At 56.9% G+C, this 14,498-nt stretch carries 4 protein-coding genes; all 4 read right to left on the bottom strand.

Features of this window, described 5'->3' with window-relative positions; translation table 11 throughout:
* Nucleotides 1–9 precede the first annotated feature (9 nt).
* The gene (locus IF189_RS22105; RefSeq protein ID WP_192552262.1) at nucleotides 10–3,726 is read right to left on the bottom strand and encodes a hypothetical protein; all 3,717 of its coding nucleotides are present in this window, start codon (nucleotides 3,724–3,726) and stop codon (nucleotides 10–12) included.
* Nucleotides 3,723–7,820 carry a neuraminidase-like domain-containing protein gene (locus IF189_RS22110; RefSeq protein ID WP_192552263.1) on the bottom strand — a complete coding sequence of 1,366 codons (4,098 nt, stop codon included), beginning with the start codon at nucleotides 7,818–7,820 and terminating at the stop codon, nucleotides 3,723–3,725. Before IF189_RS22110 ends, IF189_RS22105 begins: the two co-directional genes overlap by 4 nt.
* A gap of 12 nt (nucleotides 7,821–7,832) precedes the next feature.
* Entirely contained in the window at nucleotides 7,833–11,432 is a 3,600-nt protein-coding gene (locus IF189_RS22115) for a Tc toxin subunit A (RefSeq protein ID WP_192552264.1), read from the bottom strand.
* Between the two features lie 135 nt (nucleotides 11,433–11,567).
* Nucleotides 11,568–14,402 carry a carboxypeptidase regulatory-like domain-containing protein gene (locus IF189_RS22120; RefSeq protein WP_192552265.1) on the bottom strand — a complete coding sequence of 945 codons (2,835 nt, stop codon included), beginning with the start codon at nucleotides 14,400–14,402 and terminating at the stop codon, nucleotides 11,568–11,570.
* Between the last annotated feature and the right edge of the window lie 96 nt (nucleotides 14,403–14,498).

Genomic DNA, 14,498 nt, shown 5'->3' on the forward strand with positions numbered 1-14,498 from the left:
AGTCACCTCTCAAACAACGGGGGTCCCTGTAAATTCAATCTGCCTGACTACCCGCCCAACAATCCCCCCTTCAACGCTTGCTCGAAGCACTTCACTTTTGAAGGCTGGTAACCGGAACCTCAACGTCGAGTTCCCTTCGACATCTGTGGAGGTCGGTTCAAACTGCAAACCGCGAAATACCCAATCGACTTTGACGTCCACCAGAGGCCTGCCATTTCTGGCCGAGATCACATTGATTTGAGCAGTTACCGTCTCTCCTGGAGTACCGCCCGGCACATCGGCGAAAAAGGCTTCAATCTTGCGAGGTTCGTTCATGAAGTATTGGAAATCGACATACGCCGAGTCAGCGCCACCCTCTACTGACGCACGAACTGCGCCAGGACCAGGAAAGTCCTGGACGAAGCTGATCCGCGTCATGCCCCGATAATCAGTGGTCGTAAAAGTCGCCTCATGTTCCGGCCGCTCCCACTTGACCCGCATATTTGCCATCGACTTGCCGGTCAACGCACTCGTCAACCTAACTTCGCAAACAACAGATTTCCCCCAATTGACAGTCTGAAACACACCGGCGCTCGCATTGATGTGCGCAGCAATAGCTTGGGTACCCAAAGACATGGGTTGAGGAGGAGACAGTTCCAGCAAACGACTGGCGGCCAATCGGACGGACACGCTGCCGTCCTTGATATCGCCGGCACTGAACGAGTATTCCAGCCCCTCACTCGTCCAGTCCCGGAACTCACCCAACCTCTCGGTGAATTCAAGCCCGAGCTCTCTCGGGGCAGGATGACTCAGGCCGAGAGCCAGCCGTTGATTTTGCAAGGGATTGTCGTCATCGGCCTGTAGATGAAAGCTAAACAGTTCATCGCGCCTCGGGAACAAAGCACGTTGCCCCCAAAGACCATCGGATGACTCGGTGACCAATCGCAGACTTTTCCAGGGATCGTCCAGCAAGGTCTTGAATTCAAAATGCTGCTCGGCCGTTGTTTGATCGTACAGATTGAGAGCGGTCGCGCTTACGGTACTGATACCGGCGCTTTGCGACTGTGCGTCATACACTGACCAGCCATCTGAATCTGTCGGTGCGTTGACTGGTCCTGCACTCCCCACCTGCCATTCAATCAGCGAAGACTCAACCGGCCGATCAGCAAATGCCGAGTAGAACTGCGCTTGAACTCGCGCACGTTGTCCTTTGCTCAATACCGGATCAATGGCCGGCCCGAGAGCGGCAACCGATTTGATTTTATTGTGACCCAGCTTCAATTGAGTCTGCGCCGTCAGCGGCTCATCACCGACCATAACGATCTCGGTCAATGTCATCTCGGCATTGGCCGAGCTATCGGCTAAATCCAGTTCCCTGCGTGCGCCCCCTGCTGTCATGACAACATCAGTTGCCAATGGTGGGGTGATTATCAGCCCGGCGGGCATCGGTGAAACGGTGGTCTTCACCGGCAATCCGTGCAAAGCACTGATCCCTTTTGGCATCAGTGCATATTGGTGAGTAGCCCAGTGGCAAAGGTGCAGCGTGTCTTTACCCGGTTCAGCTGAAACATGATCAAGCATCGCCCGGGCCTCACTGGCGAGATCGGCGGCCAGCAGCCGCAATGGAAACTCGCGTTTTTCCGGCAAATGAGAGCTGCTGAACGCCAGGGTCGAGAATCCACTCTTGTCAGAGCCTGAGCTGATGTCCCACTCAAGGCCGGAAATGCTCATCACCCGGGCAACACCGGCTGCCGGACTCATCTGAAATCCCGGTAAAGGGGGCGTATCCCCGTTCCAGCCCAGTGCAATCGACTTGCCGATAAAACTGCTGTCCGCAAAGGGATCAATACGCAGCTTGTGGGCTCTGCCTCGTCGGCAGATTACGCCCTGCACTACCCGGTCGATCGGCTTCCCGTCCAGCAAAAAGTTGACTTGTCCGTTCCAGCCATTGGTGGACAATGCTTTGACGGAGAATGAATGCTCCTCCACAGGAGCATCTTCGTGGCGCTGTACCCGTGCGACGATATCGTAATCAGCGCCAATGGCCGGCAGGTGATCCACACTTGCCCAGCCATCCACGCCCGTGAGGGATCTGACCCTACCGGTCGGTGTATAAAACCTGACCTCGACATTGCCGACAGGTTGTCCGTCGCGCCTTTGCACATACACCATGCACGTAACGGCATCACCTTCGCCCACCACCGGCGACTTGTTCGGCCCCCAAATCTCGCCGATCTCGACTCTGTTGTAAGCCAGCGACATGGCATTGCTACGGGATAAATGCTGCAACATGGAACAACCGAGGTTCCAGTAAAACAACCCGTTGCGTTTGTCCTTGAAGTCCACTTTCCAATGGGCTGTACTGTCAGCAACAGACGCTGGAGCCCCGAAATCCGGTTGAGCAGTTGCCCCCACGTCTGTTTGAGAATCACCACTTACCCAGTTCAGGAAAAACCGGGCGGTGCTCAGAGGATGCCCCGCAGGTATGTCCAGATTGACGGAAAAAGGCTCTCCGCGCTCCGGATAGCGAGTTTGCTTCCCCCAGATGTCCGGTGCCCCGCCATCGAACCGAGCCAGCAAGGTTTTGAACGGGTCAATCGCGAATGCCCGAACCTCGAAGGTATGCGTCGCTTCGCCATCGTCGGACAAAAGACTGGCAACCGAGGCGGTAACCCTGCTCACCCCCTCCTCGGTTGGCGTGTACAGATAGGTCGCACAACCTTGAGCATCGGTGGGTGCCCGGTGCAGAACCGTCCCCGCCTTACCCTCAACCCGCCAGACCACCTCACGCGCTACCGGTGCGTGGGTATAGAAGGATTTGACCTGAACCTGCAGCACCTCCGATTGGTTGTACTCGATGACCGGGTACGTCTCGGCCTGTTTGAGCACGAGCAACTCCAAACGATGATGCCCCCAGGAAACCGACAGCGAATACGGTGGCGCCGAGTATTTGCTGTAAATCTTCGCCTTCAGTTCATAAGGCTCTTTACCTGACGGCTCTGGACAATCCAGCAACCAGTCCAGACCGATAAGCTGGGATTTTCCCAACTCGGGCTCAGCGGTAATGGCCTCCAGCGGGTTATCTTCAAGCCACAGGCTGGCCTCAAGATTTTTCCAGACACTCTGCGGATCAACCTCAAACGAAACCCTGTGACGTTGATCCCCGGTAGCACCCAGGCAGATCGGCAGGGTGCTGCCCGAGTCGAAACGTTTGCCATCATTGAGAACGGCCAGCAAATCCAGCGCCGGAAGATTCAGTTTTATCTCCAGGCCCGTCAGACGAATTTCCACAGTGCTGGGTTCTCCCACAGCCCTTGCCGGGCTGCTCATATTGATCTCCAGCTCATCACCCGCCTGTAAACCCAGGCTGTCCGGTAAATCCTTGCGCATCTCGGTCAAATCAACCGCCAAAGGATCGGCATCCTGCACCCCAGCCTTCGCCGGCAATTCGATTTCAAACTTTTCTGCACTGCTCCTTTTATTGACCACCACTAGCCCGGCCGATGAAGGGTAAGTGTTCTCGTAAAGAAAACGCAGGCTATAACGGGCCTGCGCCTGCTGTCCGATCGGCACGATCATCCTTTGCCGAACCGCCGCGCGGTTAGTCAGCGCCATGTAGGATACGTTGCCGTCGCTCCGGATATTGACACCGCCCGGATTGGCTACATCCTCCCAGTGGTCATAGCCCTCAGTCATGTCGGGGTTCTTCACGAAGTTGTAATTCGTGTCGATGTCTCTTTCGCTCATGATTGCGCTCCCTTCGCCTCGACCTTGCCCTCAGCCTCGTTCACCAGTTCCTGTACCTTTCTGGAAAAAGCCAGATCCCCGACCTTGGCGGTGTAGAACACCTTGATCACGATATCGGTCAGCGATAACAGCATCGGCTGTTGCTTCACATGCCAGGGAAACACGATCCGCCAGCGCGACACGGCACCGGTGTTTTCGAACGGCAGTGTCATGCCCTCCTCAGGCTTGAGAGAAACCATGCCGATGTCATCCACCCCGGTGGACAGGGAAACCTGCTGCCCGCTGCTCAGGTTGATCAGCACATCGACCGGCGCCACGCCCTCTCCGGAGTGCAGATACTCCAGCGATTCGCTCGACGGTTTTGTGGCGATGTAGCTACCGACCTGTATCAGGTTCGCCACCACATTTTCGAAGGGCCCGGTGAGCACTGGCAGACCGACTTCAACGCGAGAAATCTGGCGACAGTAGTGATCGTGGTAGTCACGGTCGAACAGCAGCTGAATCAGCTCGAAATCCAGTACGCCCGTTGCCAGCAAGTGCTCCAGTGCATCAGTCCAGTTGTCAAAACCCTTTGACCGGGTTGCCGGATCATTGAACAGCTGTTGCAGCGATACGGTCTTTACGATCTCCTGGCGTCGCTCCCGGCGTTGCAAATATTCCGACCGCATTCGCAACAGACCGGCCTGCAATGTTGCTCCAGCCGTCAAGCCGCGCCGCTGGTCGCGCCAGACATCGGTGTCCAGTTGATAGGCCTCGAACTCACAGGTTTCCGCTCGCAAGGCTGTCTGGGCACTCAGGCACAGTGCAACAGCGGCGTCATACGCCTGAAAGTGCAAGGTCTGCAGTTGCCCCATCAGCCACTGGTAAAGCTCCAGATTGGTCGCCCGGGCCTGCAGGAACTCGAACAGTTTGAGCGCCTGGTCATTCGCGGCAAGGGTGTGCTCCAGATTGATCCTTGCTGCATTGATGGCCCGTTCCTGGCCCGCAATCTGGGCACTGATCGCGTGCTTTTCAGTAGTGGCCTGATTACGCAGCAACCGCCATTCCTCCCGGCGGCGACGATAGCTTTCGGAGGTGGCCGTCTTGTCGGCATTGGCGCGCTGCACGTCTGCTGCGATCTGGAAACCAAACCCCACGGCGCTTACCAGGTGACCTGGCTGATGACCGCCATTGGCCAATCCGAAGATGTTGGGGAACGCATGGATGACCGCCGCCCCCAGTTGAAAGCCAGTGGCCAGAGCAACGAAGCCCGAAGCTGCTTCAACATGCTCCATGACTTTGAACTCATCGGGAGAAATGTGCTTGTCGTACAGATCGGCGTAGTGCAGCTCACGTTCTTCGGCCATGGTTCTGCTGTGTTGCAACGCCGTCAGGCTCTCGACCTCACGTGCGATGGATTCTTCCTGTGCCCGACGAGCGAATTCGCCCAGCTCGGTCAAATGGCGTTGCTGCAACGTCTCCTGCTGGACACGATCCTGATGTTCAAGCAGACGCTGTACTTCGTTCCCCAGCTCCTGCAACTGCTGCACCATCTGCAACGCGGCATCGAACAGCACGTTCCAGCGATAGACCGCCACTCGCAACTGTCCACCCATCGGTCGCACCGGTCCCGCGTTACCGGCTGCCAGGCGACTCAACAATTCTCGTGGATCCATGGCGGTAAAAAGAGGGATGGATGCAAGCTTGCCGTCGATTGTCCGACCATGACGAATGTTGTCGATACGCTGATGAGGCAAGTCAAAGAACCTCAGCAAACGCGGACTGACCGGTATCTTGAAAGAAGACGTGCCGTAGACACCCAAATGCTGAGTGCGCGCAGCCCTGACCGGCAAACCCTCCTCCTGCAGCAGTAGCGTCTTTTCAAAATCCGCAAGGGCCGATCGGGTCTGCATCTCCTTCACGAGATCACCCAGTTCCCTGGCAACCCAGCGATTGACGCTACGGGTATCCGGCCTGGCCCCCATCAACGATCGGGCCCGGACATACTGCAGCTTGGCGGCCGTCAGGCTGTCTCGCGTCATCTGGCGATAGAGCCAGTCGCCCCAGGCGATGAGGTTGTTCACGTAGTCGAGGAAAATCACGGCCTGGTAATGCCATGGCGAAGAATAGGCAATGGCATCCGGATCCCCCGGTGCAAAGACTTCATAGGCGATGTCGGGCTTTTTCACGTTCAGAGGCCGGCAATGCCAGTATTGCGGCCTTGCCGGAGTATCACCCTGCGCCGGTTTCGCGGGCGACTGCGGCTCGAAGATGAAATGCAGCCAGCGCTGGGCCGCTTCAAAACGGTTCTCGTCACGCAGCCGGGCGGCAATCAGGTGGGGCAAGTGAAAAAACAGCTCCCAGAAAAACAGACCGTTGGCGCCATCGAACGGACCGTTCGGCTCGGCCAGGCCATCGGGCATCGACGGTTCCTCCGGAAACTGCGTCGCCCAGTCCAGCAACGCACCGATCGATACACTGGAACGCAGCACCAGTTCGTGACCGATCAATGTATTGAGCCGAACATATTTCAGTTGAAGAACATCCGACGGTTGGTTGAAGGCCAGAAACTGGGCGCCCTGCGGATTGGTGTCATGGATATACGGCAGAGGTCCATGATCACCGAGCGTGTTGGAGACCGTCAGGACGAGGGTTCGTTCTCCGTAGTTTTCGGCACCTGTCAGTTTTATGGTGATCGTGCTGTCGTAGATCCCTGATCGCACGAACTCTTGCCATTTCGTTGCCCATCCACCGGAACTCGGATACTTGGAAGTATCCGGCTGCGGGTCGTCATCGGTGGAACCCTTGACGTCCAGTGTGAACTCCACCTCTGAGCCACTGCCAAGTGAGACGTGAGCACAATACCCCTGGACCCAAAGCGAATAGTTCGACTCATTGCGCACGATATAGGCCTTGATACCCAGAGATTCCGCTAGCGTGCCGTCCACGGTGATCTGACTGTCAACGGCCGGAAACAACTGCGGCCGCATTTTTTGCTGAAGCGTACGGCGCTCGACAAACAAGTCGTTGGCCAGATAATCCATGACCGCCGTTTCGTCCTTCACCTTGCGAAACAGCGAGTCACGGGTTTCATAGATAGCGACAGACAGCTTTGACAACGTACTGACTTTGGGATGGCCATTGGTCACATGTACCGCCAGTCTGCCCTTGGGATACAAGGTATCGATCTCATCGCGCAAAATCACCGCGACCAGCCGGCATCCCTTCGATACGTCCTTGTCCGTCTGCAGCAGATGCAAGCGGATGGGTGGCGACCAACTGTCGTCCAGCGCGATGAACGCCACCATGACTTCCAGCTCATGGAGGCTTTGCAGTTGACCCGCATTATCGAAAACGCCCGGGCGCCATTGGACCCAGACCATACATGGCCGGCCTTCCCAAAAGACCATCCGACAATCGAGCACAGTGTCATCGGTGGGAATGTCGGCAGGTTTCCATTCTCGCCAGGCTGTCGGGTTAACCGATGGCGAGCCGACCAGGAGCTCGATGTTCGCCTCACGCCAGAACCAGTCATAGGGTGCGACGCGTTGCCTGCCCACCAGGAAATAACGCGTCCTCAGCGGATTGGGCCCATCCAGATAACCGGTCATGACCTTCAGATTGCAAGTTCCTTCAAAACTGCGCAGGTAACGCTGCACACCCTTGAGCACCGAATCGTCAGTGATCGAGGTCTGATTCACGTAACTCTCAAGAGACTTGAACAATCCGGTTTTGCGGATGCGCACATAAGGCGTGATGTAATCCTCAGGTGTGCACAACAGCAACATCATCGCCGACCACGGCCCGTAACTGCCGGCCAGCTCCCACTCTTCCAGAAGGCCGGGATCGAACTCCCGCCCGTCGTACCCCGGTTCGAGCTTCTGGAACACCGCATGAATGTAGGCCTGCAAACAACTCACGGCCTCCGCCACCCACGAGGTTTCAATCTCATCGCTGTCCAGCGGGTCGGAGCGCAGCCACTCCCAGAGGTCATCCGCCGACTGGGTGTTCATCGGAAAGGGATGACCGGCCTTCTCATGCTTTGCGTGAAGACAGAAATCAATCAACGCATTGCGACGCCGAGCTGACAACTCACCTGAAGTTTTGTTGAGCATCATCGTCTCCTGTCACTGTTTGCGTTGCTTGCGGGGCGCTGGCTCTCGCCGGCGCGGGGAGAGGGCTGCGACAAACTTCACATCGCGAAACATAACGGCCGTCGAGTTTTCAGCCGTCGCCTTAACCTTCACGGTCAGAGGCTCGGCACTGGTGAATGTCACTTCGGTGCGTCCGTCTTTGTCAGTCACAGTCTTGATTTCACTCTGAGGAAGCGGATCGAGCTTCCAGCTCACCGATGCGCCTGCGATGGGGTTGTCGTAGTTGTCCAGGACGATGGCGCGGTAGGTCACCGGCGTTCCGGTCAGCACGGTGCTGGCGGGCACGGGGAAAGGGTTTTGGGATCTCAAATGGAGTGTGGTCATATCCGGCCCGATCTCGACCCTCGGTGCGGGCGTTTCCTCACCCAGATCGAGCCAGAAAACGGGAGTGACGCTGCCCATCCGGCTGCCCGGGAAAAATTTCACCGTCGCCGTGCCGTTGATTCCAGTGGTGATCATTGAAGTTTCAAACCGGCCCAGCGTGGTGGCGCAATGAACATTGACGTTCAATCGCGCCTGGCCTTCGCGGTTCTCTACCGTTACGGTAAATTCGGCAAATTCGCCCGGATTGTTGGCGATCAAACTGACGGGATCGGGTACCGTCGTCCAGCGCACCATCACGTCCAGCCCCACGGCCATGACGTCGTCAGCATAAGTCGGTTCGGTCGTGGTCGTCAGGCTGGCCCTGACAAGGTCTGCGACATGCTCATAGTCGGTGTATTCGCTGTCCGGTGGCAGCTTCCCAAGCTCAAGGAGTGTCCTCGCACTCTGACCGGTCTTTTTGGCAAACAAGCGAACGCGTGTCAGCACATCGAGCTGTTGCAGGGTCACGACCAAGCCTTTCGACGGGTTCACATGGGCGGCGCAGATACGCACTTCATCCACGCTCCAGTTGAACAGCTCGGCGAGCCACTTCGCGGCACGCTCCTGAACCAGCTCAAGACCGTGATTGCTCAGGTTGGCCGGCAACGCGTTTATGCGGCGCAGATAGTCGACCAGCCTCGTTTCCGGCTGATCGCTCATGCCCAGGGCACGTTTGTAGACTGTCAGGTGATACAACGTTGAAAGGTCGAATGCGTCGACCGAGTTCAGACCGAACCATTGGCGATACCCGGTCGCGATGAAGTGAGTGAAGAACTCGACGCTGAGTTCCAGCCTCTCGACCACGGCGCTGCGCCTCGAGAACTCGGCCAACACCTGCAGAACAGGATCGCTCGGCGGATCTTCCCGACGCAGCACAGTACCGCTGTCCTTGTAAGCTTCCGGCAATGCGAGTACTTGAGCCAATACGAAATGCACATTGGCGCCGGACCAGCCAAGCACCTGCAGAACCAGATCCGGCTTCAGACCGCTATACGCAGCCAACCCCTCCTGCACCATACTGTTCTGACTGGCGCGGCAACGCAGCACGACCGCCAGAATCAGCTCCACCAGACCTGGATTGCGGCTCCCCGTTTCCAACACCACGGCCCGCTCCGTCATCTCCCGGGCATGGGCTTCGTAGGTCTGATCCGCTGATTCAACAAAATCACGAATCAGTCCCTGTTCGTCAACCAACGCCCTCAACGCCCGCAACCACTGCCGATTGTTCGACAAGGGCTCGACACCGGCAATTCTCAGCATATCTTCCGTGACCTGTGCCACCGGGGCTTGCCGACGCCATTGATCGAACAGCATGAGTTGTCTTTCATCGGGCTGGTTCGCTGGCCAGACTGTCGCTTGTTGCACCACCCAGTGCACCGGTAACTGCGCGGTCCGGGCCCATTGCACGCAATCCATCAAGGCATGCATCACACTCAATACGTCCGGTGTATCAGCTGACTGTCGGTTGTTGATCTCCGGCACGCCGGCCAGCATGTTCACCCAGACCTGACCTCCTTTCAGGTTCAACAACAGGACCGCCTCGATCGGAGTAATCCCCAGTAACCGGGGCAGCCTGACCATGCGATAAAAACCGGACACGATCGGCAAGCTGCACTTGAGCTGAGTCAGGCCGTGAGCGGCAGCAATCAGGTTGGCGAGGTAAAAATAGGTTTCCAGATCAATGCCCAGGCCTGCGCACAATTGCTTGACCGTAAGCAGGTCGGCAGCGGTCACGGGAATCACCGGGAAGGATCGGTCATCAAGCACCAAAGAACGGAAAACGGTGGCACCACTGTTGAAAATCCGATCGTATTGGGCACGCTCCGTGCCGCGTCCGAAAACGGAAAGCGGCCCGATAAAAGCGGCGAATTCTTCTGCGGTGCATCCAAAGGCTTCCCGCAGTTCCTGGAACAGGCCGAGAGCTCGCAGGGTATTGGCTGTGATCCAGTAGCGAGAAGGGGTCGGCGGGGGCACTTCAGCGAGCATTGCCGCAACGATCACTTCATCAGTCTGATGATGTTCCAGGCCCAGCCAGTCGCTCAACCTTATGATTCGATTGATACGGTCAATCCGGTCTGGCGTCATCTGTTCAAAACGGTTGAGGCCGTCGACTTCCCTGTGCTGGATAGCAATGGGCAAACCTTTTGCTTCATGAATGAAAACAGATCCATGGTCCTTGCCGTTCACCGGACCGGCACCGTGGCTCATCACATATTCGGACAGCGAAGGTAAAAACGCTTCGACGGACAGCAGGGCTTCAAGGCTCGCGACATCGAGTTTCGTTCTTTCATTGAAAAGCCCCACATTCGCCAGATTGGGGCCTTCCAATGCCTTTAGGCCGAAGTACCGAGGATAGAACTCTCCCCCACCTCCTCCACCCGAGAAAAAGGCAGCCTCAATCAGCAAGGCACGCTGAGAAGGGCTTAATCGCGAGGCTTGAATCAGCGCCGTATCAGACTGATTGCTCCACGGCTTTGAACGAAGAAAGTACGGATACTGCAAATCGCACAGACGCACCACGCTGCCCACCGATTCGCCGTGCCCCTTCAGCACATGATCGAGCGTGACCCAGGGCCAGTGAAAGGGCAGCTCACGGGGAAATGCCTTCCGGCTCAACACCTCGTCGAGGTTTTGAATGGACCCCAGCGTGGCGGTGATGAAGCGCTCCATGATGTGGCTGATCACTTCCACCGACGACACTGCACCATGGACGGCCTTGACATCGATCAACAGTTTTTCGAGATCCGTACGTCGGCCCACCAGCGGAAGGTCCTTGCCATCGGTCACGCCCAGCCGATGCAATGCCCAATGCAACAGGGCTGTCAGATACGCCGCAGGCGAGTGAATGGCTTCAATCGCACCCGGCGGGCACAAAGCGTCGAAGTTCGGATTGAACAACAAGGCGTAAGTCGGACCGTTATTGAGCCCCGTACGTGCAACAGTCCTGGCATCTGCGGCAGTCAACTGGTGCTCGATGAACTGCCGCAATACCACGGTCGACAGCACATTGAGGCGCTGCTGGAACTCCCCGGCCTGTTGCCGGTTCAGGCCAAAATCGTGCATCAACCCCTCGACGCCTTTCTGTGCCAATACGGCAACCGATCCCCCCGCCTTGAAAAAGCGTGTCAGTGCCGTCGTCGACGAGCGTTTGGGTTTATCGACCGCCTGGGTGAACATCTTCTGAGCGATTTGAGCGGGAGAGCGGTTCATGTCGATGCTCCTGGGTCCGAAACGGCTTCCAGTGAAGGAACGGCGCATTTCGAATGGTGCCTGCAAAGGATTTGTCGTCATTAAGCGGGCGGCGTCTACTGTCAGAACTGACAGTAGACGCGACCATTGGTCGGATCACTCGGGAGTTGGATGACGGTGTGGCGGCTCGTCCAATGGCGCTATTTCGAATCGTTTGCTGTCAGCGGGTATGGAGCGTTGTCCACCCACGACCTGCACGGCACGGGCCCATTGCGGGCCGGCAGGCAGATTTCGTTCGGATGCGCCGGCCCAACGTCCTCCGTTGGTCACAAGAGCGTTGGCATGTTTCTCCTCGGCGTTGTGCCAGGGGAGCACATCAACCTTCGACCCTGCCAGAGCACCGCCTGCGAATCCGGCCCTTGTTGCCTCCCACTTGCCCTCCTGCGGTTCGTCAAAAGTGGGGGGGGCCGCAAGCCGCTGCAACGCTCGGGGTTCAGACCAACCCGAGTGAAATTCACCCTTGCGCTGCTCGGTGACGAGTGAAAGGTCGGTGCCGGTCTCTGGGATTTCGATCAAGCAAAACCATGTGCCATCCTCATGGACCTTGGCCCGCCCCAGCTCCATACCACCAGGCAAGGCAACCACAACTTCATCTTCCGGATAACCGAACCCGCAGATCACCGGGTTCTTTTCGACAGCCTCACCAATAGCTGGCGTTTCAATGAGTGCCTTGTCGGGAACGATCGTGACCAGCACATCCTGGCTGGGTGGCGACTCCTGATCCTTGAAGTACTGCCGGGCTTTCAGTACGCATGGCCCCAATGGCCGTGTGAAATGTTGCTTGAAATATCCATCGCCAAAAAACGGATACACACGATGGGAAACGTCGTCGAGGTAAATCTCGACCTCAGTCCGGTCGAATCCTTTCCCCGCTCTGGCATAGCCTTCTACCGTGAATGTCCGGGGGACCGATGTTCTTGTTTTTGGAAAGTCGATCCTTGGCGCAAACAACACCACATTGAAAGCGACCGAAGTGCTGGGTACCGATTGCAAATCACCCAGCACCTGTATGGCGAATACGGTGTGGGTCAGGTAGTCGAGTTCCTTGAGCGGCACCGACCAGGCATTTCCTGTTGCGAGCGCCTCTCCCAACAGGTCGTGGGTCACGTAATCGAAAACGCTGATCGTGAAGCCGTCGATCCCGCCGGTGCCTTGCAATACCGGCAAATGATCCATTTCCCCTCCGGGTGGCGGAGTGATCACCAGTACGCTCACCGCTATTTCGAAGGGCAGGGACACCGGGTTGGAGGTTTGCCCACCGAACGTCTGCGTGACCGTGACCGTGTACCTGCCGGGGCGAAACGCCGTGGGGCGCTGGAAGTCCCATTGCCCGTCCCTGTCCGTATCCGTAACCGAATGGGAGGCAGGATTGTCGCTGAACGTGATCGTCAACTGCGCTCCCGGCCAGCATTGGCCAGCGACCTTTGCAAACAAGCCGTTCGGGGTCACTTTTTCGATAACGGCAGGGGGTGCGGAGATGACTACGGAAACAGGCGGTTGAACCCATCCTGATTGCAGCGTTGTGAACCACTGAGTGGCCGTAACCTGATACGTACCGGGAGCCCAGCGTGCGGTTGCCGTGCTGGACCAGGTCGTATCTGCGCGAACGTCGACGATCGGCACGATCGCGGAGCCAGTGTTGTTCAGCCGAACCTCTACCCTGGAAGCCGGTTGACCTGCCCAGTTCCTGCCAGTACCGGAGAACGTGGGAACGCCCTCCGGACTGACGCGGAAACTCAATGTCGGGGGAGGAACAGGCACCGCCACCGAGGTGTTCTCCGGCGCCCAATCCGAATAGATCGGCTGCCCTGCACCGTCGGGCACACTTTGTCGGCCGACGATCTGCGAAGTACCCGGCAACCAATCGGGAAAGAGCACTGTCCAGGGAGACGTTGTCACGGTAAAGGAGCGGAACGGCGTCCCGTTGTTCACGACATGGAGATAGAACGTCGCGCCGATATGCCCGGTGCCTCCAAGGGTCACGTTGCCTTGGGCATCGACCTGTACCGTCAGTTTGGTTGGTTGTGGGGGTTTTATTTTAAATGGCCGATAATCGCTTCGATCGGATGGGGCACCGTTTAGCGTCTGCTGCGCCACCAAACGGACTTCCCCTGGCGGGATACTGTCAGGAAGAACAACCGGCACACTCCAGTCATTTCCTGTGACCGCCTCATCACCGACTTTAATCTGCGTCAAGTCGATGAACACCTGCATGGTGGATCCCGACACACCATTTTTTCCTGAAATTATGAACTTCCGGTCTTGGACAGTTCCCGCTAACGGCAAAGTAATCTCGGGAGTCTTATTGCTTGGAGCCAATACATAAGTGACTCGGTGGGGAACATGAGATCCACCCAGGCCGTCGTGAACAGCTTCAATAATGAATGATGTACCCGAGGTAGGTGCGACGATCTGCATTTCCCAATAGCCTCTCGCACCAGGAATGCGAGTGCCCAAAATGAGGCCAGCAGAAACATTTGTTACCGTAACAGTAGACCCCGTTATACCTTGGCCCGTTATGGTAAAGGGTTGCCCCTGAGGAAGAACTGTCCCGCCAGCGGGGAAACCAATGAACGATGGACAGTTCTTTTGCCAGGTAACAGCCCTCGAAACTCTTAGCATCGGATTACGGATCATGGCGGCAAATATTATGGTCGGATAAGTCAAGCTCGTAAGGTCGTCTTCTACTTGCCAATAACCGTTAACGTCTCTGGGCGGATACAAAGTTCGGTTTACTTCAACTACAACCTCCTCGGAAGGATTTTGCGGAACAGCCCGTCCTCGGACAATGACTTTGCTGCCCAGTAAGGCATTATTGGGCGGAAAATCAATTTGCAGTATCTGGGCCTTTTCGCCATCCAATTGTGCCGAGAATGAGTTATCCGTTCCCGGATCGATGGACTCACCAACACCACTTTCAGACTTATCCATCATCTACTCCTCAGTGGGCAATATTGCTAAACGCGAGACTTGAAACCATTGAATGCCGATAGCGTTCATTGCCACACCTGACAGATCTGACAGTCC

Source organism: Pseudomonas sp. IzPS59 (assembly GCF_014863505.1).
In the GTDB taxonomy this organism is placed as follows: domain Bacteria; phylum Pseudomonadota; class Gammaproteobacteria; order Pseudomonadales; family Pseudomonadaceae; genus Aquipseudomonas; species Aquipseudomonas kribbensis.